Origin of the sequence: Desulfosporosinus fructosivorans, assembly GCF_004766045.1 — a bacterium.
Taxonomy (GTDB): Bacteria; Bacillota; Desulfitobacteriia; order Desulfitobacteriales; family Desulfitobacteriaceae; genus Desulfosporosinus; species Desulfosporosinus fructosivorans.
The window spans coordinates 1-26,216 of record NZ_SPQQ01000028.1 but is presented as its reverse complement, the minus strand read 5'-3'; the positions used below and the strand labels follow the sequence as shown (position 1 = coordinate 26,216).

Here is a 26,216-nt window from a genome sequence, read left to right as displayed (position 1 = left end):
CCCCTTATTATATTTAAATAAGCACAAGCATCCAACCCGTCATTCGGATCGTTTGCTTGTGCTTTTATAGTACCAATGTGAACAAGTAGGAAAAATGAAAGGGTAGTACCAGCACCACTCTGGTTGGATAATGGGAGCCTGGAATTCATCCAGGATATTCTACGTTTATAAGAGTATTATTCAGTTCTCACAACAAAATAAAATGATTGCTTGTTGAACATATAATAATGTTTTTTTAAATTCATATCCAACAAAATATGATGAATCAATGACACCTGATGAAACTTCTTCTCCTCTGAAAAACGGAGGACAAGGATTGAGTAATGCATTTGAATTAGCCTTTGACATAAGATTAATCGTTACCTGATATGGGGCAAATAACTCTTTATTTTGAGATATTGAATCAGTTAGAACTATATCACTTTTTACAATAACTTCATTAATAGAATTAGATATATTAAATGTCTTAGAGTTTATATCAATCTCAAATCCCTTTGGACATACTTGAGTTAAATTAATTCCAAGAGTTTTTGATGCTTCTACCCATGCCCTTCCTATATTTCCATCCCCTCCAATATAGATATAATTTAAATCCAAATAATTCTTTCTAATCTTACTTATCGAATATAAATCTGCAAGAATCTCACAAGGATGATTTTCACTCGTCATAGCATTAATAACAGGAATAGTTGAATACTTACATATTTTTTCAATTAATTTAATATCATTGTGCCTTACTACTATCCCATCAGCCCAATTTGTTAAATAAGAAACAACATCTTTTATATCTTCCTTTTTATCAAGCGTTTCACTTGGAAACAAGATTACTTGTCCTCCTAATGATGAAATCCCTTTTTCAAATGTTACTCTTGTACGAATACTTGAATCTGGAAAAAACAATACGAAAGTTTTATTTTTAAGCAACTTTTTATAATTAGAAGCTTTCTCTAATTCACTTGCCTTATTAAAGACTCCTACTACTTCGTCCATCGTTAAATCAGATATTCTTATTAAATTTCTCATTTGTCCACTTCCATTTTCCCTATTAAATGTGAATAAATTAAAGCTCCGTTCTCCTCTAAATAAAGTTTGCTAGACAAAATGGCTACAGTGAATTAATAATAAAAAGCCAATAACCGTAGTATTCAGTTATTGGCTAAGATGCGTTTTGGTTAGTCCAGATCATTATTAATTTTTCCAAGCAAGATTATATCATTGTCCAATAATGTCCGACTTTATTATTGAGTGACAGACTTTATTATCAGTGAACACCCTTTACCCACACTTCGAGTAGCCACAATGCGTACACACAACGCAGCCACTTTCATGGTTAATTGGCATGCCACACTCAGGGCATGCATTGCCCGAAGCAACATTGGTATGGGCCTTCTTTACGGCGACCTTTTCTGTAGCGGACTTCCCGCGTCCGAGAGCAACAGATTTTTCAGCCATAGGAGCTGTTTCCTGCATTCCCTTTTGCATACTTCCGATATTTATCCCAACCTCATTATATTTCTTAATCACTCGGGCAATAGCATCTGGGCAGGATGTGACGTTAACCCCTTCACGGCGCATACAAGCAGGGCAACGAATACCTTTGATCTGTTCAGTTATTGCCTCGACGGACAAACCGGAACGCAGTGTAATGGAGATCAAACGGGCAGTTGCCTCGGATTGGGATGAGCATCCTCCTGCGCGTCCGGTATTCGTGAAAACTTCACAAATTCCTTTTTCATCCGCATTAACACTGACATAGAGGTTTCCACATCCGATTTTTATTTTTTCTGTAACGCCTATCGTAGTGGTTGGTCGTGGACGCGGAACGACTGTATTTACTTCCGGAATGAACGGTGTACTTGGAGGTATAACCTGTCCGGACGTCAGTTGTTCTTCGGCTTCCTTCTCAGCCTGGGCTTGTGTTGTTCCTGTGGAAAGCACCTGCTCGTCTCGACTTCCATCGCGATAGACCGTTAATCCTTTGCAGTTCAGTTCATCTGCCAGACGATACGCTTGGGCAATGTCTTCGCGTGTCGCGCTATTAGCAAAGTTAATAGTTTTTGATACCGCATTATCCGTATATTTCTGAAAAGCCGCTTGAATCTGGATGTGCCATTCAGGCGCGATCTCTTGAGCCGTGGTAAAGACTTCTTGTACCCAGTTGGGGACTTCCTGTATACCTAAGACCGTTCCCACTTCTGCAATCTTAAGCATTAATTCCGGAGAATAGAAACCAAACTCTTTAGCAAACGCTTCAAAGAGCGGATTGACCTCGACCAAAGCCGTTCCATCCATCACTGTTTTAGTATAGGCAACTGCAAAAAGAGGTTCTACCCCGCTGGAAGCACCGCAAATCATGGATATCGTTCCTGTTGGAGCGATCGTCGTCAAGGTGGCATTGCGCAGTTTCATGACTCCATCATAAATCGAGCCTTCATAATTCGGGAAGTTTCCCCGTTCTTCAGCCAGACGTTGAGACTCGATACGGGCTTCCGTCTGAATGAATTGCATAACTTTCTCAGCATATTCAACTGCGTCTTCTGTAGCATACGACGTTTGAAGCAAAATAAGCATATCGGCAAAGCCCATCACACCAAGACCAATCTTGCGGTTCCCCTTTACGACTTCATCAATGATTGGCAGTGGATATTGATTCACATCAATCACGTCATCAAGAAAACGAACGGACAAGCGGATCACCTGACTCAAACGCTCCCAGTTAATAACCATTTTCCCTTTTTTCTCGATTACCATAAGTTTTAGATTGATCGACCCTAAGTTGCACGCCTCATTTGGGAGAAGTGGTTGCTCTCCGCAAGGATTGGTCGCTTCAATCATTCCCTGCAAAGGAGTAGGATTTCCTTCATTTAAGCGGTCAAGAAACACTATTCCAGGTTCTCCATTCTGCCAGGCATGTTCAACGATCTTATTGAAAATCTCCGGCGCGGATAATTTCCCTGCTGAGAGGCCTGTATGTGGATCTATGAGATCATAAGGACGGCCTTCTCGGACAGCCAGCATGAAGTCCTCAGTGATCCCGACGGAAATATTAAAGTTTGTAATTTCTTTGTTATCTTCTTTGCACTGGATGAAATCCACAATATCCGGATGGTCCACACGCAGAATCCCCATATTAGCTCCACGTCGAGTCCCGCCTTGCTTAACGGCTTCTGTAGCAGAATTAAAAACCTTCATAAAGGAAATCGGACCGGAAGCTACTCCACCCGTTGAGCGAACCGTGCTATTTTTAGGTCGTAAACGAGAAAAACTGAAACCGGTTCCGCCACCAGATTTATGAATAATTGCAGCGTTTTTAATTGCATCAAAAATTTGTTCCATGCTGTCTTCAATTGGTAAGACAAAGCAAGCACTCAATTGTCCAAGATCCCGACCGGCATTCATAAGCGTCGGTGAATTTGGCATGAATTCAAGGTTCGCCATCATGGTATAGAAATCTTTAGCTAAGGCTTTAGTTTCTTCTTTGCCTTTGCCGTATTTATCCTCTTCGATTTCTGCAATCACACTGGCAACTCGGTATAGCATGTCTTCCGCAGTTTCAACCACTTGTCCGTTTTCTTGTTTTAAATATCGTTTAGCCAATACTACTCGAGCATTAGGTGTAAGATTTGCCTTAGGCCAGTTTTTTGGTGCTTGTCCTTCGAAATTCAACTTAGAATCCCCAACTTTCCTTCATAACTATTTACTCTAGTCCCTCTTTTACATAGTTCCCCGCTTTTCAATAAGCTCGTGCAACTCTTCCATAAACCGTTGTATATCCCGAAACTGACGATAGACTGAAGCAAAACGTATGTAGGCTACTTCGTCCAATTCAAACAGCTGCTCTAGCACAGCTTCCCCAACTTGAGAACTCGACACTTCACGCTCGTTACTGTTACGCAGGATTTTTTCTACAGCGTAGGCTGCCTCCTCAATTTGTTCCGTAGAAATCGGCCTTTTTTCACAAGCCCTGAGCATACCAGCCATCATTTTGGAACGAGAAAATTCTTCACGCCGTCCTTCTTTTTTTACTACAACGAGCGGAGAATCCTCAAATTTTTCAAAGGTGGTAAACCGACGCAAACAACGTTCACATTCCCTGCGTCTTCGGACTGCCGTTCCTTCTTCAACCTGACGTGAATCATGAACTTTTGTGTCCTCGTTGCCGCAGAATGGACAATGCACACCTTCACCCCCAACATCTAGTACTTTTTTAATTTAACCACACTATATGTTGTGTGTCAAACTCATTTATGCTCTTTATGACGCTTTTCCTTCACTCCCTCTTGTTTTATTGTCCACTTGCTCTTCCTTCCTTATTTTTAGAAGGATCATCCATTGAGTAAGTGTATTATCTCTTTAACCAAGAATGCATTATCGTAGTATTCATTGCAGAAATAGGGCAGACTAACTTAACACTCATACCCATCAATATTTATCTATAGAAAGGAAGTTGACGTAACCTTGAAAAAGAAATTCCCTGACAAAAATCCTAACCCGAACACTAAACCTATTCCTTCCCGTCCTGAAGATCAACCTAGCATGGATTCTCGGGATGGTCATGGTCTTTCAAGTGAGGAAGCCCTACGTTCAAAAAAGTAAGCTGTAGATGTAATGATACGAAGGAGGACTCTATCGCGATTCACTCGGATAGGGTCCTCCTTTGTATTACTTTAGACTCCTCCCCTATAGTTCCCAAGGGTAAAAGCCTCATGCAGCGCCCACCGCTATGTTCTCGAGTGACAAATACGGGGTAATCTCCTCCTGATAGAAGTAAGGGTCTCACGATTGGATAAATATATCAATTTAGACAAAAGCTATCTATAGACAGAAAGAAACAGAAGGTGGATCATGTTCAATCGACTTATTACTAGATCCAAACGGAAAATAACGAATCAACACGCTGAGAAGACTCCCCCTCCTTCATCTAGTAATCTACCTAAACTTTCTAAGGATTTAAACGAGAATCTAAAGGCCATTAATAGCATTTTCAAAAATACCAGTGATCTCATTATCCGAGAGTTTAAAATTGGAACAGAGCTACAAATAAATGCTTTTGCCGTTATGATCGTCGGTTTGATCAACGAAGAATCTGTAAATGAAAACTTAATTAAACCGCTTATGTCTCTACAACGAGATATAAGCAAGGAATCTATCGTTAAAGTTGTTAAAGATAGTGCATTATTTGTACCAAGCATAAAGGAAACACATACGTTAGACGATACGGTTGCAGGCATATTATCTGGAGACACGGGCTTATTCATTGACGGTGCGGACAGTGCGCTGCTTGCTTCGATTCGAGGGTGGGAAGCTCGGGGAGTTGACGAGCCGAAAACTGAATCCGTCGTACGAGGACCCAGGGAGGGGTTTGTTGAATCCCTTAGTACAAACACAGCTCTCTTGCGTAGGAAAATCAAAAACACAAACTTAAAATTTGAAAAAATGGTAATTGGCAAACAAACACAAACAAATATCTGTATCATTTATATTGATGGTATCGCTGATGCTAAGACCGTCCAAGAGGTTAAGCATAGACTATCTAGGATTGATACTGACTCAATCTTGGAATCAGGCTATATTGAGTCGTTCATTGAAGATGCTCCCTATTCACTCTTTCCAACTATAGGAAATAGCGAAAAACCAGATATTGTTAGCGCAAAATTATTAGAGGGAAGAATTGCCGTGCTAACCGACGGAACTCCGTTTGCCTTAACCTTACCTTACTTATTTATTGAAGCTTTTCAAAATAGTGAGGACTATTATTCACGTCCCTATCTTGCAACATGTATCCGCTGGTTGCGCCTGCTGGCCTTTTTCATTTCCACATTTGTCCCTTCCTTATATGTAGCCATAACCACCTTTCACCAAGAATTATTACCCACGTCCCTGTTAATAAGCATTGCCAGTGCCAATGAGGGGTCTCCCTTCCCCACCATAGTGGAAGCAATTCTCATGCAAATAGCCTATGAAATATTGCGAGAAGCCGGACTTCGTTTGCCTAAGGCAGTTGGACAGGCCGTGAGCATCGTCGGTGCACTGGTAATTGGGGAAGCTGCAGTTTCAGCAGGATTGGTCGGTGCTCCGATGGTCGTTGTAGTTGCACTTACCGGAATTTCTTCGTTTGTCGTTCCGGCTTTAACGGATGTCACCACTGTTACCCGCTTTGCTCTGCTCATCTTGGCTGGCTTTGCTGGACTTTACGGTGTAATGCTAGGCTTTGTGGGATTCATTACCCATCAGCTATCTCTTAGATCATTTGGCGTCCCCTATATGTCTCCAATTGTACCTTTAAAGATGGCTGACCTTAAAGATGTTTTCTTTCGGGCTCCTTGGTGGGCTATGACTACTCGACCTAGTCGCATAGGCAAAAACTCTACGAGACAAAAAGGGTCCTTAATCCCTCATCCATCAAGAGATAATCCTGAAAATTAGTATTTATTTGCTCTCCCAGAAAGGAGGACTGTATGATAGAAAATGTTCAAATCGCTCCAAAACAACTCATCTTGCTTGCTGTTATCAGTAGGCTCGTCATTACAATGACCTTTTTCCCGGCCTTGGATAGTCCTCCTGGAAATCAGGACACATGGATATCTGAGCTCCTAAGCATTCCTGTCCAATTATTTTTAACAATTCCGGTCTATCTGCTATGGAAGCGATTTCCCAAACAATCTCTTATCGAATATAGCCAGACGACCCTTGGCAAAGCGGGGAAAATTATCGGAATTCTCTATGTTCTGTATTTTCTTCATGCTCTGTCTGTATTTTTATTTCAATGGAGTGCCTTCCTTACGACTGCTGTTATGCCTGAAACTCCTGTTCTATTTTTACTGATTTTTCTTTTGCCCTTTTGTGCTTATGCAGTTCTTAAAGGCATCGAAGTTATTGCACGTCTTGCAGAGTTTTTTGCACCACTGATCTTCGTTGGAATCATTATAAGTTTTCTGTTATTAACTAAAGATATAGATTTACAGGTTTTTACCCCATTCATGGAAAAGAGCTTCATGTCAATATTTTTAGGTGCCTTGGTAATATCTTGTAGGACATCGGAAATCTTGATATTTGCTATGCTTTTACCTTATTTAAATGCAAAGAAAAAAAAGGTTCAATTAGTCTTTATATCCAGTTATTCAACCTTAGCCTTCTTTTGGATCATTTGTACAATAACAGTCTTTGCTACACTTGGACTTGATCTGACACGAATCCTACAGTTCGCCTACTTCACTGCCATTAGGCAAGTCAACGTCGGTAACTTTATTGAACGGATAGAATCAATTAGTCTAGCTATATGGATATTGAGCGGATTTTTGAGAATAACTCTGTATTATTATGTCATCGTACAAGGATTATGTCAGACATTTAACTTAAAAAGTTATAAATCGTTTGTCATTCCGACTCTTACAATTATTCTTCCTTTAGCGCTCTCTCTAGTACTACAGAGTAGTGTCGTTGAATTGAATGAATTCCTTTCATATAAGATAGAACCACTGTATAACTTGATTTTCATTTTCTTGATTCCCTCTATGCTATTCTCTATTGCTGTGATTCGAAAGCAAGGTGAAAATAAGGTATGAAAAAAATAATCTCCATAATATTATGTATCATTCTATTACTGATGCTCCCCGGTTGTTGGAATAGAAGGGAACTCAATACTCTAGCTATCGTTCAAGCTGTAGGAATCGACCGCACTGAAGATGGGCAAATCAATGTTTCTCTCCAGATACTTAAACCCAGTGCGATTAAAACCTCAACCTCTGAAAAGGCCAGTGGCAATAAAAGTGTCTGGGTGGTTACTAGTAAAGGAGAAACAGTTTTTGATGCTGTACGAAATGCTGCACTGCAAACGGACCGAAAATCATATTTCTCTCATAACACAGTCTACATCTTATCTGAGAGGATAGCCAAGGAAGGTATCAGGGATGAATTAGACCTTTTGAGCCGTGACCCTGAATTTCGCCAATCACCCTTTGTCTTTATCTCCAAAACAAAGGCAGAAGATATTATTAGAAGTGAACACGAACAAGAGAAAATCCCCGGGCAGGCAATCGAAAAACTAGCTAAACTATCGTTTGCGACTTCAAAAATACCAGAAGTCCAGTTGATTGACCTTCTCAAAAACCTGGCCAGCAAAACAAACGATTCAATTATTCCCGGCATCACCATAGTAGAAGGTGCTCCAGAAGCTGGCGCAAAAAATGTTGTTAAACTTGAGGGAACTGCCATTTTAAAAAGCGACAAGTTGATTGGCTGGTTTGATGCAAAAGAGACAAGAGGAGTTTTATGGATTCGTGGAGAGGTAAAGAGTGGTATTGTAGTCGTTCCAACTCCAGGAGACGAAACAAAGAAATCCGGGATTGAGATTATCAAGGCGACTAGTCGTATAGTACCTGAAAGGGTGGACGGCAATCTCGTTCTAACAATCAACGTAGAAGCAATGGGTAATCTTGGAGAACAAATGAGCACCGTAGATTTGAGCAAACCTGAACCATTTAAGGAACTGGAAGAAAAGACGGCCATGGTAATCGAAGAAGAGATATATAGCGCCATAGACAAGGCCCAACGTTGGGAGGTGGACCTCTTTGAATTTGGAACTGAAGTACATCGCCAATTCCCAAAAGAATGGCCAGCATTAGAAAAGAACTGGCGGGAAGAATTTCAAAAGCTTCAAGTTAATGTCGTAATCGACACTGAACTCCGTTGGACAGGATTCATTAGACAACCGGTACATCCACCTACTGATGAAGGAGAAGACACTTAATGAAAGTTTCCCTCTACGTTCTTGCCCTCTTAATTATCACAGTTCTTCTATCACTTGTTGACCTGCCTGCCCTTGTTAAAAAGAAGCAGCGTAAGGAACTCTTCTTTCTAGTTAGTCTCTTTAGTATAGGGTTTATTCTGAACTTCCTGCTTATCCTTGGCAAGAAACTACCTAATCCTAACAAATTAATTATCTCTCTTTTCAAGGCTCTCCTGAATTGAATAGGTAGCAGTCCCTCTTGTAGAAGTCGGAGTCTCGCGATTGATGAAAATGTGCAGACACGTATAAGGGAGCCCAGGTCTGGACTCCCTTATAGAGATCTATAATTTACTAGCTGACAGCGACTTCTTCTTGAGAGTCACCCAAGACCCTGCGAGCCTTTTCTTGTTTTCTAGATTTCTCTCGCTCCTCTTCCACAAGAATACGACGTAAAACCTTACCGACGGCAGTTTTAGGTAATCCCTCACGGAACTCAACTATCTTCGGAATTTTAAAAGCAGCAAGCTTACCCTGACAATGCGCTAAGATCTCGTCATTTGTCACACTCATTCCATCTTTAAGCACAATATACGCTTTCACCATTTCTCCCCAATAGGCATCCGGTATTCCTGCACACACAGCTTCTCTCACTGCAGGATGAGTATAGAGGACTTCTTCAATATCGCGCGGATAGACATTGTATCCACCACTGATAATCATATCCTTCTTCCTGTCCACAATATAGAAAAATCCGTCCTCATCCATATGAGCAATGTCCCCAGTATAAAGCCAGCCATCCCTCAAAACAGCCCCTGTCTCCTCGGGTTTTTGCCAATATGCCAGCATGACCTGATCCCCTTTAAGCACTAATTCACCGATTTCTCCTGGCGGCAGTTCCCTTTCACCCGTCTCCAAATCCATAATTTTGGCATCCGTATTTGGCGCAGGGATCCCAATGGATCCTACTCTGGCATGGAAAATGGGATTCAAATGACTAGCAGGCGATGATTCCGATAAACCGTAAGCTTCCACCAATCGTCCGCCTGTCAGTTCACCAAAGCGAATCGCAACCTCTTTGGGAAGCGGGGCAGATCCACTTAGACAGCAGCGAATAGAGGATACTTTATATTCCGCAATTTGCGGGTGATTAATGACTGCTACATACATCGTTGGGGCACCCGGAAAAAAAGTCGGTGCATAATCGTTGATGTGTTGGAGCACAGCATCAATCTCAAACTTAGGCAGAATAATCATAGCTCCTCCGGATAACATAGCTAGATTCATACAAGCTGTCAAAGCGTAGATATGAAATAAAGGCAGTACAGTAAGGACTCTTTCCTCCCCCTCGCGACCCACAATCCATTCCCAGGCCTGCATTGCGTTAGCCACAAGATTGCGGTGGGTTAGCATAACCCCTTTGGCAGTCCCGGTTGTCCCACCTGTGTATTGTAAAACAGCCAACTCGTCTGATCGAGTATCAATTGAAGGAGACTCTACCTGATCTAAGCTTGCATCCGCTAAAGTTTCCTCAATATCCATAAACACAGGGTTATCCGCTAAGCCCATACCATTTAATCCCGAAAAAGCGCTTAACCAGTCTAAGGCTATTAATTTCAGTCCCAATAATTCTTGGATCGGCGCGATGCGGGGCAGTAGTTGTGGAATAGACACTATTCCTATAGCGCCTGAATCTTTTAGGAGTGCTTTTAATTCGTCTTCTACATAGAGTGTATTCGTCTGCACCGCCACTGCCCCTACTCTTAGAATTGCAAAAAAGCTAATGACCCAATTAGCACTATTAGGCATAAAGATGGAGATACGATCCCCCTTTTGTACCCCTCTTTGGATAAATACTTTAGCCATGCGCTCAATGAGAATATTCATTTCACGGTAGGTTGTTGTCTTCCCTGCGAAAATCAAAGCAGGGTTATCAGAAAACTTCCGCTCTGTTCTTTTAAGCATTTCTACTAGAGTTATTTCTGGAATCTCGAGTTTTATTCTAACACCAGGCTCGTAGAACTTAAACCATGGTCTCTCAGCAGTTGCTTTCCTCATCGTTTCACCCTCCTGTTTTGAATACGCATTCACTTTCTTAAATAATCTTAGCACAATTTGCCTAGAGTTTATATATGTTTTTGCAATTTTCTATATATTTATATTATTCAATTAACAATGTTTAATGAGCTAGTTTATACTTTTCCATTATCTATATTTGAAGGAATATATGTGCTGCCTCTCAAAGCAAACTTAGTTGCACACGTGGCAAGGGGACGTTTCGTTTGCCACCTTCCTTTACTAAAACGAAGTATAAGGACCACCTCTATCATAGAGGAGATGCTCCTTATACTTCATTTTACCTAAGGATATAATAATCAGATGAGATTATCGCCACACTGCAACTAGTAACGAAAACTCCAGCAGTGTGGCTCCAACTTACCCAGGAGCTTGCGCCCCAAGTATCATCGCCCTGGAGATCGATAATCGGACGAGATTATCGCCACGAACGGGTGGAACCCCCGGCCCCATATTACAATATAACTCAACAAAAAAAAGCTATCTCCTAAGAAATAGCTTTTTGCTTGTTTACCTGGCGATGACCTACTTTCGAAGCCGTGATCCCGAAAGAAATACTCATCGGCGTAGGATAACTCTATAACTGTTTTCTAAATATTAGTGAATTCCCTGCACAGAAATCATTCTTTAATAAGATAAAAATCATTATCTTCTATTTGGTAAAATAGCGGCACAACTAAAATTTTTGGATATCTTGATCTTAATCTTACAGCCTCACTTAAAAGAAAATCTATTTCATTTCCGATTTCATACATTGGAGCAAAATTCATGAAATGCTCCTCTGCAAATTCCTTGTTCCATCCTGCAGTTTCAACTAATCCTTCAATAAATTTTTCTTTCTTTGAATAAAGATTCGCCATACCACAATTATTATGACCTAGTAAAGCTATGGCCTTTACACCACCAATAGCAATGGCATACGATATTTTAAACTCGCTGTAACGTAAATTCCCCCCGCCACTGCGAAGTATATACGCAAAATTATCTGGAATGCGAAGATGTTTTCGATTATCCATACACATTCCTATTAATAACTGTGCTTTCGAATATGAATCAAATGAACGATGAAGATTATGATATTCCAAAAGAAGTCCAACTGGGGTTTCTCTATATTCTGGAAAAATATCTTCTTTAGTTGATACGTGAATTAATTTATCCATTATCATCATTCCTTTCCAAACAAATCTGAGTATCACTCCGTGTTCGTGTCCCCACTAGAAGTATGGATTCATTTGTCACTGCGCAGACTTTTAGATTGTTTTGCTAACATCGTATAAACCCGTAGCACCGCTTACTACTTCAGCCATAGCCGATTCTATGTCATGTGTTATCTGCGCCTGGTTCTGAGTAGACGCAACATTTTGCCTGATTTGATCCTCAACATTATTGATGCTCTTCTGGCTACTTTGTATTGCGTGCCTAATGTTCTTCACTGCATCAACACTTTTCTGAGCTAGTTTTTTTACTTCTTCCGCCACCACTGCGAACCCGCGTCCATGTTCACCAGCCCTGGCCGCCTCTATCGCTGCATTAAGCGCTAACAAATTGGTCTGTGAAGCAATGTTTTTAACAAGCTCGTTCATTTCTTCGATGATTTTCAGTCCATCTATTAATGCTTTAATAGCACTTTCTAGATCTGACATGGATTCCACACTCTTGTCCGCGTACACTGTCATTTCTAGCAAGGATGCAGCAATTTCCTCCGAACTGGCGGAGAGATTGTCCGCAATTTCGGTGATCAATTCCGGCTTCTCTCTGCTTCTCGCAAGCGCAATACAGCCAATAACTTCGCCATCTTCAATAGCCGGGAGAGCAATCGTTCGAAATGTAAATCCATAAACCTCTTTCGGAACGAGTTTGTCAACCGGTTTGCCTGTCACCACACATTGCATACCACCACTGCCCTCCGCCAGTCTGTCACCTGTTTTAGCCTTGTAGGTCACAAAACTTTTTGGGGTATACATCGAATCAAAGGCTTCTGTATTTGTCGTAAACAATACGGCTTCTTCTCCCAAAAGGTAAGGAATGACTTCCTCCAAGGTTTTAAATGCTTCCAGTTGTGCTCTAGTGACATAATACATCAAGATAACGTCGCCTCCCTAAAGTAATAATGGGCTCTCGGGGTTCGCCCAGTCAGATGGCTCAAGACTTCACTGAAGCCATCAATATTGATGGCCTCCCACCTTTTTTGCTAGAAGGATTTCACTTTTTGGTTTACAATGGAAATTTGACGACGTACCATGCCTGCTAGCTATGAACCTTTTGTTCTAATTGTTGGTAAGCTTCGTATTTGACAATATCGTAAACTTCTTTAAGGGGTATCTGTTGCTCTTCTGCTAGTTTACGGCAATCCTCATATTCTGGAGCCACATTACGCAGGCTATCCTGATAACGGGCAACTTTGACCTTAGCTTGACCTAGCTTGGTCTGCACTGTCCTTATTTCATAAGGCAGCATATACTTGGTCACGGGGTAAACCCTAACCCCGATGGACGTTGTCTCAGCAAATATCTGCTGGTAGAATGTTTCTAATTGATGGGTATGGATCAATAAACTTAAAACTATAGCTGGGCGGTTTTTTTTCATCTGGATTTTTCGCAGGAAAACATCCATCGCTCCGGCTTTAAGAAATTTATTAATCAGATAATCATAAAACTCCGGGTTCATATCATCTATATTGGCTTCCATCATCAGGGCTTCTCCTTGGTGGACATCCCCCTTGCCGCCATAACGAATATGCCCGTCGGAACCAACCTGATCCAGTTTCTCACCAATGGTTAAACGCAGCAAGTTTGGAATGACTAAATCATGCTCACCTGCCCCATAACCGGTGTTATCAACCCGCATCAGCGGCATATTGCCAAAATTTTTACAATATGCGGTAAGAATTGCTGCTCCAGTTGGAGTGACTAATTCTTTTTCTATGTCCCGGGAGTAAATGGGTACTCCTTGCAATAGTTCCAGAGTCGCAGGTGCAGGAACTGGCATGATCCCGTGGGCACATTCAGTAAAACCTGTTCCAGTATGCACTGGTGACGCATAGACTTCCTCAATTCCCAGCCGCCACAAACCGATAACAGAACCAACAATATCAAGGATGGCATCCAGAGCCCCAACTTCATGAAAATGAATTCGGTCAATAGAGGTTTGATGTATTTTTGCCTCGGCTTCAGCCAAGCGTGTAAAAATCCGGATACTTTTTTCTTTGACAACTTCCGGCAGCGTACTACTATTAATGATTTCTCGAACATCCCGCAGATGTCGGTGTACATGGCCTTCTTCTATTAAAACGTGCACCTGGGTCCCAGTGATGCCTTTTTTAATCACCTTTTCCCTTTGCAATTGATAACCAGTCAAGGGAAGCTTGGCTAAATCTGTTTGCAGTTGCTCCCAATCTAAACCAGCATCAACTAAAGCCCCTAAGGTCATATCTCCACTTATCCCGGCAAAACAATGAAAGTAGGCGATTCTCATACATCGACCTCCCCTAATTTATTAATTAAACTGGCCTGATAACCAGCACCAAAACCGTTATCGATGTTGACCACACTCAAACCACTGGCACAGCTATTCAACATAGCCAGCAAAGCCGCTAACCCGCCAAAACTGGCGCCATAACCCACACTGGTAGGCACGGCAATCACCGGTTTGTCGACTAACCCTCCAACCACACTGGCGAGGGCTCCTTCCATTCCAGCAACCACGATTATGACCCGTGCGGCATAAAGCTTATCCTTTTGGCTTAACAAACGATGAATACCAGCTACCCCGGTGTCATACAGCCGTTCCACTCGGTTGCCCATCACCTCAGCGGTAATAGCCGCTTCTTCCGCAACAGGTAAGTCTGAGGTTCCCGCACTCAGTACTAAGATGTGTCCTCGTTTTTCCTGTTCCCCTCGTCGAATCACGATCAAGCGAGCTAGATCATAATACTCAACGTTAGGAATCCGTGCAGCAACTGCTTCGTAAACATCATGATTAGCCCTGGTGGCTAGAATGTTATTATCTGCCCTTTCAGCCAGCTTTTCGACGATGGTGACGATCTGTTCAGTTGTTTTACCTGCACTATAAATAACTTCAGGAAATCCCTGCCTAAGCTGACGATGATGGTCGATTTTAGCAAAACCTAAATCTTCAAAGGGCAAATCTTTCAATTTATCTAACCCAGCATCAACACTAATTTCGTGATGCTTGATTCCTATAAGCAAATCACGCAGGCTTTTTTCGTTCATACTTTTCGACCTCTTCCTTTAAAGTGTCATTCATACTCCTTGTCCGGTAACGCGACAACATTTCTCCTTGATCATTTCAAACTAATTGCTCTATATTCTTGGCGCAAATCAACTCGCCTAATTGACAAGTCGCAAGTCCAATTATGGTCTTATTTAGGAAGTAGCGGGCGACAGTCGCCGCCCGCTAACATATCTTTACTTTTAGATTCTTAAACAGCTATACCAGAATAAGTCAGTGAGGATAATATCCACTTATTTTAATGCTTGAGGAGTTTCAATATCCTTACCCTTTTGGATTCTAAAATCCTCTCTCTCAACTATGAAGGATGTCAGGAGACCAAGAAAGATTGCCCACAAAGGAGCTCCGATATTTAAGATTGAGAGGTTTGTAACCGCGACAAAGAAAGCGACTAAAGCACCCATTCTAAATTTGCCCGCAAAAGCTCCTTCAAAAGCACTTTTAAAGACTTCAAACATAGCTAACCCTGCTAAAACTGCCGTAAATTCTTTAGGAACCATCTTCACCGAGTCTACAATAATCTTGGCCAACAAAGCAAAAGTAACCCAAAAGACCCCTTCTGAGAACGCTGCAATAAAGCGAAACTCTTTCTTTTCACCTGCGGAAGGGCTAGCACAAATAGCCGTACTCGGACCTGCAGTCACAGCTGGATGAGCTCCAACCATTGCGTTAATAAACGTTCCGATAGCGGGTACTACATACATTGCATTGATCGGTACTTTATATCCTGCGGCCATGAGGACCCCAACCGCCTGAATATTTTGAACGCCAATGACTAAGAAGAAGAGCGGAACACTGATATCTAAAATTGCACGCAAGCTAAAAGTTGGCATAGCTAAAACTGGTTTAGCGATTTCCAAAGATAGTGGAATGGGCGTAATCAATTGATAGAATGCCAGTGCGACAATCCCGGTAACAATCGCGATAATAATTGGGGGGACCTTTTTAGCGAAACCTTTAAAAGCCATTGACACAAAAAAACCAGCTATCATGATACCATAAACTTGGGGCATTTTAATGGCTGCAGTAAACATGCTTGTACCAAAGCTTAATAATACACCACCAACCATACCCAACATAACAGGTACTGGAATGTTCTCTACCAACTTCTTCATTACACCAGTTAATGTTAGAATTAACGTGACTACACCAACGACAATATACGCACCTATAGCCTCACTAAATGCAAAATTCGGGAGTATTTTCGCGAGCATGACTGCCCCTGGAATACTAAATGCTGTAACAACCGGTAAGCGGTAACGTAAAGACATAAACATAGTCGATAGTCCACCAATTAGGTAGATACCCAGAAGCCAGGAAATAGCTTGGGCGTCTGTCAAACCGCCTGACTTAGCAGCGTTCATAACAATCATACCTGGTCCCATAGTGCTAAAGAGGGTAGCTACTAAACCTGTGGCGACTGCACCAGCATTTTTGTTTTGCCATAAAATTCTTAAACTTTCCCTTAAATCATATCCCTTTTCGATGAGCACATAATTTCCTCCTCTTTATCATCTTCAAACCGCTCAATTCTATAAGTGCCGACTCCGTGCTCTCAGCCCCCATGACCACTCAACATCAACAATCTTCGCCTTCCACATCAAGACTAAAATCAAGTAATGGAGCATCAAGAATGGCTCGACCAACATCAATAATATCCGGTCCAATTGCTACGATGTTATTTAATTCTTCCGTGGAAACCCCGCCAGCAAAGGCTAAGTGTACACTTTTTCGCCATCCATCGGCTATAGCAGCGGTCATTACAGCTTTTAAGTCCTCCAGATTACCGGTATCAACCATTAAAATGCCTGCCCCAGCCTGTACTGCAGATCTAGCCTCTTCAACAATACCTTGGGTCTCACCTCGCAATTGGGCAACTACCAACCGATCTGGATCAAATAACTTTGCCCGCCCCACAGCCGTGGCAACTCCTCCAAACATCCGGATATAGTTTTTGTCTAAATAAACAAAGGGTTGTTCGGACATCCGGAGTCCTGCCCCACTTGATATAACCGCCTGGCGTAGTTCCCCCTTAGTAGCTTGATTTATCTTTTTCCAAGCACCGCAAACTACCTTTACCGGGCTGGCCTTTTTTACCATGTCTGCAGTGGCTGTGGCTACTCCCGAGGGTTTCCCAATGGCCCCCATAAGTGTTTCCTCTGCCCTAGTAACCATCTCAGCATCCCCTCTAGCGGCAAATACCGCCGAACCGGGAACTAGCAACGATCCTTCCTGAGCGACTGAAATAACTTCCAACCCGAGGTCAATCGCCAATTCTTTTATCCTAGCTACTCCTGACAGTATTCCATTTTCCCGAGCCCTGATTGCGAACGAATAAGACCTATCTTTGAGTGGTTCAAACAGAAACTCTCTCAATTCCATGGCAATCACCTCCTCCTATATCATCTCCGTTTTTTTTTATGACCTATATCCCAAACTTGTCGAGATCTCCTGCCTATCCTTATTACTCCCACCCGGACAGTCAGTCTCTGCTGTCTGCTATAATGTTCTCTTCCTTATTGGACGGGTTCTTTAGGAAGATTTGTCAGCACGACATTACCTGTACCTCTTACCAACACTGTATCCGTGATGCGAGGACCGCCAAATTTCGGTTCGTAAATTGTCGGAAGCAACAGGTCCACCACCATATTTTCCTGAATAACATGGTCTATTCCCTTTCCAATAACGGGGTAAAATTCCGACTGCCTGATTCCTACGCCATAGCCGATTTGTTCCATAAACATCTTTGCATAACCATGGTCGTGAACAACCTTAAACACTTTGTCGAAAATTTCACTGGAAACAGACCCCGGTTTCAATGCTTCTATCGCAACTTTTTGCGCCTCCATCAGCAACTTGTAAATATCAATTGTCTCCCGGGCAACTTCTCCTAAAAATACAGTGCGACACATTTTCGCTGCATAGCCTTTGTAAGACGCACCCAAATGAATTACCACAGGCTGATTATTTTCAATCACATAATCACCGGCGTAAGGATGTATCAGTTGCTGGCGGTCGTGCCGCAATACCTGCATACGGAATGTGCTGCCCTCGGAGCCTGCTTTGCGCATGGCATACTCCCCTTCGGCAAGGATGTCTGTTTCCTTCATGCCCGGCCGAACGGATTCCATGGCCGCTTTCATCCCTACTGCAACAAACTCAGCAGCTTTTGAAATGTACTCAATTTCCTGTTCACTTTTGATTGAACGCAGCCTGTAGCATACTTCAGCAATATCACCGAAGTAGATACCGGGTACGGTAGCGCGTAGGCATTGAAAATCCTTTAAATTAATAAAATACCTTGTAAATCCGATCCGCGGATTTGTGATGCCCAGATTTAGTACCATGTCGGCAGTTTTCTGGCTGACATTCTCGTTTGGAAAGAAATAAGGAACCACTTCTAATCCTGATTGATCCCGCATATGACGAGCGTCCAACCACAAGCAAATCAGTTTCGGCTCACCTTGTGCCGGAACAATCAGAGATCCTCCTTCAATGTCTTCACTGTTTGCAAAGTAAATTAGGTTCTCCCTATCCATAATGACCGCGGCATCCAGTTCGTGAACCTTCAGTTTCTGTTGGAGCGCGGCAATTCTCTTGACAACGATTTCGTTCATAAACACTGCTCCTCATTATTGAAAAAGGGAGATATTATATTGAAACTCCCTTTTTCATACTCATAAAAAGCCTACTGAACAGTTGTGATTTTATTTTATTGTGCGGAAAAAGCACTATCTTTGTAATGTTAAATCTGGGATTACGCTTTTGATTCCAAAATAGAAAGATCTACACCTCTTTGCTTTAGCCACTTTGGCAGAAGCTCCTTATCAACCTTTTCACTCACTAGCGGGGCTTTTTCGATCAAAAGCTTAGCCAAGGATTCGCTGACATTTAGACCGCCCATAGCCCCGTCAAAGATAATGACTTGATCTGTTCCGCTGACATTGTACGCAAATTCCATCGCGTTCTCTGCGGTTCTAGCGGTTACGGCATAATCCATATAGCCAGTATTCATGGAATCCGTATCGAATAGTTTTCCCTGCTCATCTCCTACGACAACTGTGGGGATATTTTTAGAAAAGAATTCGGAAGGATATCCTGTCCAGGCATAGTTGTGCACGCACATTTTGATCGCAGGGTTCATCGGAGGCGTCTCAGGCAGTAGCGGTTTGCCGTTCTTACGATAGAAAGCCTCGGTATACCAAGTGTAAGGGGGTAGCGGGGTATTTAGATCATATAGATCGCTATTTGCACCCAGGAAATTCGCATAAATGACGCCTGCCGAAAACACGTACGGTACTGGGCAAGGGAAATCCAGAACTGCAATGCACTTGTCAATTTCGCCGAATAGCGTCATAATCTTTCCATACAACTGGCAACCGACAAAGGTTGCACGGTCGTTCAGTGCATACAAATCGTTGTCACAGTCTGCACCGATCACGCCATGCGGTCCACAGTTCAGAAATGCGGCAAAGGCGAACTTACTTTGAACAAACTCGGACTCAAAAATCGCACGAGCTGTAAAGTTTGCTGCACGAGGGCCGAGATTCTGATGATAGGTACTACGCGTTTCGCAGCGCGCGTAAGACATGCCAAACGGTTTTACTGCTTTATCAACCTGTCTGTGGAAATGAACCTCACGAACGTCAGTATGATGCGCATGAATGATCCAGTCCGCGTCGTACGCCTTCTTGAGCCCGTAAAGAGTTCCGATTTCCGTTTCAATGGGAATCCCTTCATCGATTGGCGCTATCCCGACTGCTTTTCCCTTATAATAGGTGTCTAAGCCATAACGCTTCATATATTCTTCCGTTTCACGGAAGCGCATACCTACGCCCGCACGCAACCGAATATCCGTGCAGCCGGTTCTTTCTTCTACAACATCTCTGATTGCCTTAAGCAACTCCGCATAGGGGTCGCCGCCAAAAAGAGTAAATCCATGGTGGGAAGCCAAGACATTAACGGAATGTTCCGATTTGATCATGCTCATGTCGACGTTCATCAGGGCATCATGGGCAGCTTGACGAACATTTTTGATGGCATCCGGTCCACCCGGCAGGAGCACAGGAGGCAGATCTGGGAACAATTCGCGCAGATAAAGAGAGACCATTCCAGGAAGTTCGGAAACACGGGCTTTTACAAGTTCTGGTTCAATGCCATAAATAGAAGGTTTGGGGGGAATCGGCTTAATTGGTTCGTGCATCAAATCTTTATAATTCATTACATTTCCTCTCCTTCCGGTTTGGTATTAACAACGCGATCTAATAATTCTCTATCTTCTTGGAAATAGAAACCTCTCTTACTGTATTTATCAACTACGGTTTCAGGAAGCGTCCAGGCAGTAGGGGTAATTCCATACCACTGCCAACCCTTTTCATTGCGTTTCAGTTCAATGCCCGCAGCTTCAATCATACGAAGCAGCGGCTGTACACATTCAATTGTGCAACCCGTGCGAATACCGGTTCTTGATGATACTTCTTCAGGGGTTTTTGCTCCTTCCAAGATCGCAGCGGCAACTTCTTCAGCACGCACACCCACACAGTAACATAAGATCTGTTCCGGATTGAGATGAGCTTTTTCACACATCTCCCGAATTGTTTTACCATCATGCTTGGAAGCGTCCACTCCGATGGTAAAGGGTTCCTCACGCTTAACCATTTTAATAGCATAGAATGGGCAGCGGGATTCGCAGTTGGTGCAACCACGACATTCATCCGCCTTTACATTTGCCTTTTTATCAGAAACTGAAATCGCTAAAACAGGACAGACTTTTTCGCATACTTTACATCCCCTGCACAAGTCATGCTGTACTTCGGCCAACAGGGTTACTTTTTTCATCCGTTAAACCTCTCCCTTCTTCTAACCAACTCTTTTCTAATTGATAACCTGCCCCCTACTTATTGTTTAGTCTTCTGAGCTAGCTCATAAGCAACATCTAGGATCATGTCTTCCTGTCCGCCTACCATCCCCCGGCTGCCCAGCTCAACAAGAATATCCCTAGAATTTAGATGATATTTTTCAGCGGCCCTATAGGTGTGGAGTAAAAAGCTGGAATAAACTCCGGCATAGCCCAGCATTAAAGACGCCGTGTTGATAACCTGCGGACGCTGCATGATCGGCTCTAAAATTTCCTCCGCAACGTCCATTATGCCGTATAGGTCAACCCCTGTGTCATATCCTAGGCGATTCAGCACCGCACACAAAACTTCATTCTGAGTGTTTCCTGCACCCGCCCCCAGACCGCGGCAAGTGGCATCAATATAGGTAGCGCCCTCTTCCACTGCAGCAATTGAATTTGCAACGGACAGACCCAAATTGTTATGGGAGTGAAAGCCAATCGGAATATCAAGGGCATTTTTGAGCGCACTGACTCTGGCGCGGACATCATCCGGCAGCATATGGCCTGCAGAATCCGCAAGGTTTATATAATCGGCGCCGCAGTCCATAAAAATTTTGGCTTGCTCAACAATCTTCTCCGGCGACGCCATATGGGCCATCATCAGGAATCCTACCGCCATCATTCCAATACTCTTGGCATATTTGATATGCTGAATGGCGATGTCCGCTTCGGTTACATGGGTAGCAACACGCACAGCCTGCGCGCCATTTTCCTTCGCTTCCTGCAAATCTTCTATCGTTCCAATTCCGGGAATCAGCAAAACCGTTAGCTTTGCATTTTTAACCACCTTGCTCGCAGCCTTAATCAGTTCCAATTCATTGGTTTTTGAAAACCCATAGTTTACGGAAGAACCAGCGATACCATCTCCATGGCTCAATTCTATCAGGCTGACGCCAACCTTATCCAAACCTTCGGCGACTGCGGTAACCTGATCTATCGTAAAACTATGGCTGACCGCATGGCTTCCGTCGCGAAGCGTTGTATCAACAATATTGATTTTCCTTTTTTCCATTGCGTTTATCCCTCCCTGCTCAGCAGATTTTCTGCTACTTTTTCGGCAACTGCGACCGCTGCCTGATTGATGATATCGAGGTTCCCTGAGTAAGTGGGCAAAAAGTCGCCGGCACCCTCAATCTGAACAATTACGGTAACTTTATTTCCATCTACAACAGGGGGAAAGCGCAGTTTATAACCCGGCACATATGCCTGAACCTGCTTGACAATGTCATTGACTGATTCAATAATTTTTTTCTCATCCGGATTCTTTACTAGACAATAGATTGTATTGGTCATCATAATCGGCGGTTCGGAGGGGTTCAGAACAATGATCGCTTTTGCTTTGTCCGCACCGCCAACAATTTCAAGCGCCTTCCTGGTCGTCTGCGTAAACTCGTCGATGTTGGCACGGGTTCCCGGGCCTGCACTCTTAGACGAAAGACACGCCACAATTTCTGCATACTCGCAATCCGCCACGCGGTTAATTGCATAGGCGATCGGGATCGTTGCCTGTCCACCGCAAGTTACCATGTTAAAGTTATCGACATGCGCCAGATTGTCCAGATTGACACAGGGAACCACATAGGGCCCTACTGCAGCAGGAGTCATATCCAAAACAATTTTACCCGCCGCTTTCAATATTGACGCATTATGCAAATGTGCCTTCGCACTGGTCGCATCAAAAACAATCTTTATATCGGGGTCTGCCGCTACTGCGTCAACACCTTCTAGGGAAGTCTTAAAGCCCAGTCCGGCTGCCCTTTTAATCCCCTCCGATTCTACAATACCAGCCATCAAATGCATTTGCAGATGTTTGCTTTTCATAACCTTGTACATCAAATCAGATCCAATGTTTCCGGGACCGATGATACCTACCTTAATTTTCTCCATTCCACTTATCCTCTCACATATATTATTTAAATTTAACTGTCACACTTCCCATGCCGTGGAAGGTTACAGTAAAACTGTCATCTTTTGCGGCTGGTAGTGCGGCGGTCAAAGCACCCGCCATAACGATATTTCCCTCTTTGAGTTCAATATTAAATTCGGAAAGTTTATTTGCTAGCCAGGCAACCGCCGCTGCAGGGTTTCCCAACACCTCAGCGCAGGTTCCGCTGTTGACCAGTTCCCCGTTCTTTTCTAAGGTCATGCCAGTTAAACGCATATCAACATTTCCAATCGGCGTCATTCGTCCGCCTAAAATAAACCGCGCACTGGAACCATTATCAGCAATAGTGTCGAGAAGCGTAATCTTCCAATCCTTAATACGGCTGTCAACGATTTCGATTGCTGGAACCACCCAGTCGGTAGCATTATAGACATCCGCGATGGTTACACCAGGCCCGCGCAAAGTCGTTTTAAGACAAAACGCCAGCTCCCCTTCAACCTTAGGCTGAATCAGTTCGTCTATTGGGCAGAAATTCCCCTCCAGCACAAGCATTTTGTCGGTCAGGTGACCATAATCGGGTTCATTCACATGCAAGAGATTTTGCATTGCTTTGCTGGTCAACCCTATTTTCATGCCAATTACGGTTTCCCCAGCGGCTACTTTTTTTGATACATTTTCGAGCTGAATGGCATAAGCGTCTTCCACCGACATATCCGGATTGGAAGCGGTCAGCATTTCAATCTGATAGTGTCCCTTTTCTGCGTCAAACAGTTCCTGAGCAATTTTCTTACAGTCCATACTCTTTCTCCTTTTCTCTTATTAAAGCTTATTTAATCCATGATAATCATGGTGGAAACCCTTTTTCATTAGCTTCTCCGCAAGCACCGCTGCGATTTGGTGTGCAGTGACTTCTTTGTCACAGTTGTGTTTCAAACATTCCACCAGTACGCCCGCAGCGAGCCGGACTTCGTCGTTGGGTCCGGGGAAGGAAACCATCATGGACGGACCCACTGTTCCCACCGCAATGCGCACACCATCCTTGACATGACGCCCCGTTCCCTGTTGAAACTTGACAATATACGGCGTCACCGCCTGGGGATCGACCCGCAGCATACTTTCCACAGTTTTGTCCTTGTCCTCGGCGCCTACACCGCCAGTTGTAATTATCAACCCAAATGCGCGGGAAACCGCATCGGAAAGCTTAAATTCCATATCGTCCATATCGTCTTCCATAATATCCCCGATGGTCACTTTATAGCCTTCCGCTTCTAAAAGGTTTTTTAAATAGGGAGTATTGGTGTCCTCAATCAAATTCTGTTTCAGTTCAAAGCCAGTCGGAAAGATGATCGCTCGTTTTGAAATGCGCTCTTTAATTTCATCCACCATGTGGTTCACCGTCCTGCTCATTTCGACCGAGTTTTCCCCTTCCAGACAGATTAGACCGAGAATCCCGTTGGAGTGCAGACAGGAATCCTCGTAGAGGCTTACTCCTTTCAGTTTGGAAAGCGCGTCAAGCACCGCCCGCTCTTTACCAACAATATTTTCGGCTGGAATATCGTTTTCCATAATGTCGAGGGTAATATGGTCCGGACGGACATCCACCACCAGCACTTTACTTCTATCAAACCCCAGCACATCCGCCACCGTCTGTGCGAGCTCAGTCAAATTGACATGATCGAGTGTAATATGGTTGACCCAGAGTTCTGTTTTTTCTAAAAGATTTAAGCCCATCGTCAAGAATCTCCTTTCGTCTTATACGTTCGAATTTCAACATTAAATAGATATTTTTCCATCTTCTCCATGACTTATACAACTAATTATGGTAGAAGAATATTATGTTCGTTATTACCGAACTGCGTTCTGATATCACCCTTCAAAAAAGGGCGTTTCCTTTGCGCTCCGCCCACTAAAAAAGTTTCATACAATTTATATGAAGAATATCATGTTCGTTATTACCGAATAGTGTTCTGATATCCCCTTTGAAAAAATAGCGTTCTTTCTACGCCACTTTAACCCTGTTAAAAAAAAGTTGCTACAATTTTTAGCTTGTTTTTATGATATACCCTAACCTTTTTGAAATCTGGAGAGCGTGATATTGTACATCCTTGGCGATAGCCTCAATTTGTTCTAATGGCAACCGCACTGTAGAAGCAGAAACACTGATGGCCGCCACCGGCTGATTCATATAATTGAAAATTGGAGCCGCAATACAGCGTAAGCCAGCCTCAATTTCCTCATTGTCTACAGCATATCCGCATGAATGAATACGCCTTAATTCACAGTATAATTCCTCTGGATCCGTAATCGTATGCTCAGTATATTTCTTAAAATCCCCTTTTGCAAAAGCATGTTTCAGTTCATCATCGCTCAAAAAAGCCATGATTGCTTTGCCGACTCCTGTACAATGCATAGGGGCGCACTTACCTGTCTGAGAATAAACAATCACAGCCTCGGGGGCATCAACCTTATCGATATAAACAATCTCATCACCATAATGAGCAGCCAGATGTACAGTAGTGTTGTATTTACTGCCAAGTTCTTCACAGGACCCCTTGGCTTCGTTTCGTAAATCCAAGCGGTTGTACACCAGAGTCCCAAGCTCAAAGAGCTTGATTCCCAATCGATACCGTTTTGTTTGTGCATTTTGTTCCAAATAACCTTCTGTAAGCAGTGTATTCACCAATCCGTAAACCGTACTCTTGCTTAGTTCCATTCTTCCGGAAATTTCTGAAATACCTAATTCAATCGATTGCCCTCTAAAACATCCAAGAATATCTAACGCCCGCTTTACAGACTGCACAATTACACCTGATGCACTTGTCATTAATAATTTCCTTTCAATTCATAAAGCCAAGGCCATGATATATTAAAATAATTCACTTATTACATGTGAATTATAAGGTATGATTTTAATATAGTCAATATAATTTATAATTTTTGTATTATAGAGCATGAAAAAGTCTTAAAGGGCCTCGGGAATGGTATAACAACGAGCATCCCTCACTTTTGGGGAAAAGCATATTCTTCCAACGAATTATGTAGTTATATGCGCCTATTACGAGAATTTCATCCAACTGTAACACTGAAAATAGACCGACTGGTGGCGTAGAGTTTATCATCTCAGGCTCCGACCGTTGGGAAGCATCTTTGTCCAAGCCGCATTCTTTTATGGGTGAATAACCCTCACACTTGTCCGGGGCCCGGCATATCCTATATGGGTATCTGAAAAAGACATTCCGAAAAAAGGATGGGCAGCCGGTATGAAGATGATTTCCAACAGGACGCCTGAGCAAATTGCGTCCGAGATTAACGTTATCAAGGAAGAAAGCGGCAAAATGCTGCTTACCAATGCCGTGGAGATCGGACGGCGTCTGACGGAA

At 43.0% G+C, this 26,216-nt stretch carries 23 protein-coding genes; 5 read left to right on the top strand and 18 right to left on the bottom strand.

From position 1 onward, the window contains the following. Window positions 1-180 precede the first annotated feature (180 nt). From E4K67_RS28765 to nrdR, 3 genes are all read right to left on the bottom strand, one after another. Window positions 181-1,023 (bottom strand): ornithine carbamoyltransferase, encoded by an 843-nt coding sequence (locus E4K67_RS28765; RefSeq protein WP_135553058.1) that lies wholly within the window; start codon window positions 1,021-1,023, stop codon window positions 181-183. 252 nt (window positions 1,024-1,275) lie between these two features. Beyond that, on the bottom strand, window positions 1,276-3,666 hold the full coding sequence (locus tag E4K67_RS28760) for a vitamin B12-dependent ribonucleotide reductase (protein ID WP_135553056.1): 2,391 nt from the start codon (window positions 3,664-3,666) through the stop codon (window positions 1,276-1,278). Between the two features lie 48 nt (window positions 3,667-3,714). Further along, the gene (gene nrdR, locus E4K67_RS28755) at window positions 3,715-4,179 is read right to left on the bottom strand and encodes a transcriptional regulator NrdR (RefSeq protein WP_135553054.1); all 465 of its coding nucleotides are present in this window, start codon (window positions 4,177-4,179) and stop codon (window positions 3,715-3,717) included. 666 nt (window positions 4,180-4,845) lie between these two features. On the opposite strand from nrdR, the gene E4K67_RS28750 reads away from it, so the two are divergent. Genes E4K67_RS28750 through E4K67_RS28735 form a run of 4 tightly spaced genes read left to right on the top strand, consistent with a single transcriptional unit; the run spans window position 4,846 to window position 8,970 of the window. Next, on the top strand, window positions 4,846-6,426 hold the full coding sequence (locus E4K67_RS28750) for a spore germination protein (protein ID WP_135553052.1): 1,581 nt from the start codon (window positions 4,846-4,848) through the stop codon (window positions 6,424-6,426). Window positions 6,427-6,458: 32 nt separating this feature from the next. After that, window positions 6,459-7,565 (top strand): GerAB/ArcD/ProY family transporter, encoded by a 1,107-nt coding sequence (locus E4K67_RS28745; RefSeq protein WP_135553050.1) that lies wholly within the window; start codon window positions 6,459-6,461, stop codon window positions 7,563-7,565. Further along, window positions 7,562-8,749 carry a Ger(x)C family spore germination protein gene (locus E4K67_RS28740; protein ID WP_135553048.1) on the top strand — a complete coding sequence of 396 codons (1,188 nt, stop codon included), beginning with the start codon at window positions 7,562-7,564 and terminating at the stop codon, window positions 8,747-8,749. Before E4K67_RS28745 ends, E4K67_RS28740 begins: the two co-directional genes overlap by 4 nt. Beyond that, the gene (locus tag E4K67_RS28735) at window positions 8,749-8,970 is read left to right on the top strand and encodes a hypothetical protein (protein WP_135553046.1); all 222 of its coding nucleotides are present in this window, start codon (window positions 8,749-8,751) and stop codon (window positions 8,968-8,970) included. The genes E4K67_RS28740 and E4K67_RS28735 overlap by 1 nt, the downstream gene beginning before the upstream one ends. Before the next feature lie 109 nt (window positions 8,971-9,079). Here E4K67_RS28735 and E4K67_RS28730 read toward each other — a convergent pair whose 3' ends face one another. The 15 genes from E4K67_RS28730 to E4K67_RS28660 form a co-directional block, all read right to left on the bottom strand. Continuing rightward, window positions 9,080-10,783 carry a long-chain-fatty-acid--CoA ligase gene (locus E4K67_RS28730; protein WP_135553044.1) on the bottom strand — a complete coding sequence of 568 codons (1,704 nt, stop codon included), beginning with the start codon at window positions 10,781-10,783 and terminating at the stop codon, window positions 9,080-9,082. Window positions 10,784-11,421: 638 nt separating this feature from the next. After that, complete coding sequence (locus E4K67_RS28725) at window positions 11,422-11,961, bottom strand: carbonic anhydrase (RefSeq protein WP_135553042.1); 540 nt, start codon at window positions 11,959-11,961, stop codon at window positions 11,422-11,424. Window positions 11,962-12,051: 90 nt separating this feature from the next. Next, the gene (locus E4K67_RS31705; RefSeq protein ID WP_420841600.1) at window positions 12,052-12,444 is read right to left on the bottom strand and encodes a methyl-accepting chemotaxis protein; all 393 of its coding nucleotides are present in this window, start codon (window positions 12,442-12,444) and stop codon (window positions 12,052-12,054) included. A gap of 604 nt (window positions 12,445-13,048) precedes the next feature. Continuing rightward, window positions 13,049-14,275 carry a nickel pincer cofactor biosynthesis protein LarC gene (gene larC / locus E4K67_RS28715; RefSeq protein ID WP_135553040.1) on the bottom strand — a complete coding sequence of 409 codons (1,227 nt, stop codon included), beginning with the start codon at window positions 14,273-14,275 and terminating at the stop codon, window positions 13,049-13,051. After that, on the bottom strand, window positions 14,272-15,033 hold the full coding sequence (gene larB / locus E4K67_RS28710; protein ID WP_135553038.1) for a nickel pincer cofactor biosynthesis protein LarB: 762 nt from the start codon (window positions 15,031-15,033) through the stop codon (window positions 14,272-14,274). Before larB ends, larC begins: the two co-directional genes overlap by 4 nt. Before the next feature lie 252 nt (window positions 15,034-15,285). Next, window positions 15,286-16,545, bottom strand: coding sequence for a benzoate/H(+) symporter BenE family transporter (locus E4K67_RS28705; protein WP_135553036.1), 1,260 nt, complete (start codon window positions 16,543-16,545; stop codon window positions 15,286-15,288). 85 nt (window positions 16,546-16,630) lie between these two features. Continuing rightward, the gene (locus E4K67_RS28700) at window positions 16,631-17,434 is read right to left on the bottom strand and encodes a nicotinate-nucleotide pyrophosphorylase (protein ID WP_135553034.1); all 804 of its coding nucleotides are present in this window, start codon (window positions 17,432-17,434) and stop codon (window positions 16,631-16,633) included. A gap of 134 nt (window positions 17,435-17,568) precedes the next feature. Next, complete coding sequence (locus E4K67_RS28695) at window positions 17,569-18,669, bottom strand: M24 family metallopeptidase (protein ID WP_135553032.1); 1,101 nt, start codon at window positions 18,667-18,669, stop codon at window positions 17,569-17,571. Window positions 18,670-18,809: 140 nt separating this feature from the next. Beyond that, entirely contained in the window at window positions 18,810-20,273 is a 1,464-nt protein-coding gene (locus E4K67_RS28690; protein WP_199242683.1) for a hypothetical protein, read from the bottom strand. After that, window positions 20,273-20,890, bottom strand: coding sequence for a 4Fe-4S binding protein (locus E4K67_RS28685; protein ID WP_135553030.1), 618 nt, complete (start codon window positions 20,888-20,890; stop codon window positions 20,273-20,275). The genes E4K67_RS28690 and E4K67_RS28685 overlap by 1 nt, the downstream gene beginning before the upstream one ends. Before the next feature lie 59 nt (window positions 20,891-20,949). Further along, entirely contained in the window at window positions 20,950-21,963 is a 1,014-nt protein-coding gene (gene dmpG, locus E4K67_RS28680; protein ID WP_135553029.1) for a 4-hydroxy-2-oxovalerate aldolase, read from the bottom strand. Between the two features lie 5 nt (window positions 21,964-21,968). Then, window positions 21,969-22,838, bottom strand: a complete 870-nt coding sequence (locus E4K67_RS28675) for an acetaldehyde dehydrogenase (acetylating) (protein ID WP_135553027.1) — start codon at window positions 22,836-22,838, stop codon at window positions 21,969-21,971. A 22-nt stretch (window positions 22,839-22,860) separates the two neighbouring features. Continuing rightward, the gene (locus E4K67_RS28670; protein ID WP_135553025.1) at window positions 22,861-23,634 is read right to left on the bottom strand and encodes a 2-keto-4-pentenoate hydratase; all 774 of its coding nucleotides are present in this window, start codon (window positions 23,632-23,634) and stop codon (window positions 22,861-22,863) included. A gap of 21 nt (window positions 23,635-23,655) precedes the next feature. Continuing rightward, window positions 23,656-24,567 carry a molybdopterin-binding protein gene (locus tag E4K67_RS28665; protein WP_135553023.1) on the bottom strand — a complete coding sequence of 304 codons (912 nt, stop codon included), beginning with the start codon at window positions 24,565-24,567 and terminating at the stop codon, window positions 23,656-23,658. A 310-nt stretch (window positions 24,568-24,877) separates the two neighbouring features. After that, entirely contained in the window at window positions 24,878-25,660 is a 783-nt protein-coding gene (locus E4K67_RS28660; RefSeq protein ID WP_135553021.1) for an IclR family transcriptional regulator, read from the bottom strand. Between the two features lie 436 nt (window positions 25,661-26,096). Here E4K67_RS28660 and E4K67_RS28655 point away from each other — a divergent pair. Next, window positions 26,097-26,216 (top strand): DUF3102 domain-containing protein (locus E4K67_RS28655; protein ID WP_135553019.1); only part of this gene is annotated, 120 nt, incomplete at its 3' end.

What these genes read in the sequence shown, in the direction of transcription:
- E4K67_RS28765 (WP_135553058.1), bottom strand. Translation starts at nt 1,023, where the DNA reads ATGAGAAATTTAATAAGAATATCTGATTTAACGATGGACGAAGTAGTA.
- E4K67_RS28750 (WP_135553052.1), top strand. Translation starts at nt 4,846, where the DNA reads ATGTTCAATCGACTTATTACTAGATCCAAACGGAAAATAACGAATCAA.
- E4K67_RS28745 (WP_135553050.1), top strand. Translation starts at nt 6,459, where the DNA reads ATGATAGAAAATGTTCAAATCGCTCCAAAACAACTCATCTTGCTTGCT.
- E4K67_RS28740 (WP_135553048.1), top strand. Translation starts at nt 7,562, where the DNA reads ATGAAAAAAATAATCTCCATAATATTATGTATCATTCTATTACTGATG.
- E4K67_RS28735 (WP_135553046.1), top strand. Translation starts at nt 8,749, where the DNA reads ATGAAAGTTTCCCTCTACGTTCTTGCCCTCTTAATTATCACAGTTCTT.
- E4K67_RS28730 (WP_135553044.1), bottom strand. Translation starts at nt 10,783, where the DNA reads ATGAGGAAAGCAACTGCTGAGAGACCATGGTTTAAGTTCTACGAGCCT.
- E4K67_RS28725 (WP_135553042.1), bottom strand. Translation starts at nt 11,961, where the DNA reads ATGGATAAATTAATTCACGTATCAACTAAAGAAGATATTTTTCCAGAA.
- E4K67_RS31705 (WP_420841600.1), bottom strand. Translation starts at nt 12,444, where the DNA reads ATGTCAGATCTAGAAAGTGCTATTAAAGCATTAATAGATGGACTGAAA.
- larC (WP_135553040.1), bottom strand. Translation starts at nt 14,275, where the DNA reads ATGAGAATCGCCTACTTTCATTGTTTTGCCGGGATAAGTGGAGATATG.
- larB (WP_135553038.1), bottom strand. Translation starts at nt 15,033, where the DNA reads ATGAACGAAAAAAGCCTGCGTGATTTGCTTATAGGAATCAAGCATCAC.
- E4K67_RS28700 (WP_135553034.1), bottom strand. Translation starts at nt 17,434, where the DNA reads ATGGAATTGAGAGAGTTTCTGTTTGAACCACTCAAAGATAGGTCTTAT.
- E4K67_RS28695 (WP_135553032.1), bottom strand. Translation starts at nt 18,669, where the DNA reads ATGAACGAAATCGTTGTCAAGAGAATTGCCGCGCTCCAACAGAAACTG.
- E4K67_RS28690 (WP_199242683.1), bottom strand. Translation starts at nt 20,273, where the DNA reads ATGAATTATAAAGATTTGATGCACGAACCAATTAAGCCGATTCCCCCC.
- E4K67_RS28685 (WP_135553030.1), bottom strand. Translation starts at nt 20,890, where the DNA reads ATGAAAAAAGTAACCCTGTTGGCCGAAGTACAGCATGACTTGTGCAGG.
- dmpG (WP_135553029.1), bottom strand. Translation starts at nt 21,963, where the DNA reads ATGGAAAAAAGGAAAATCAATATTGTTGATACAACGCTTCGCGACGGA.
- E4K67_RS28675 (WP_135553027.1), bottom strand. Translation starts at nt 22,838, where the DNA reads ATGGAGAAAATTAAGGTAGGTATCATCGGTCCCGGAAACATTGGATCT.
- E4K67_RS28670 (WP_135553025.1), bottom strand. Translation starts at nt 23,634, where the DNA reads ATGGACTGTAAGAAAATTGCTCAGGAACTGTTTGACGCAGAAAAGGGA.
- E4K67_RS28665 (WP_135553023.1), bottom strand. Translation starts at nt 24,567, where the DNA reads ATGGGCTTAAATCTTTTAGAAAAAACAGAACTCTGGGTCAACCATATT.
- E4K67_RS28660 (WP_135553021.1), bottom strand. Translation starts at nt 25,660, where the DNA reads ATGACAAGTGCATCAGGTGTAATTGTGCAGTCTGTAAAGCGGGCGTTA.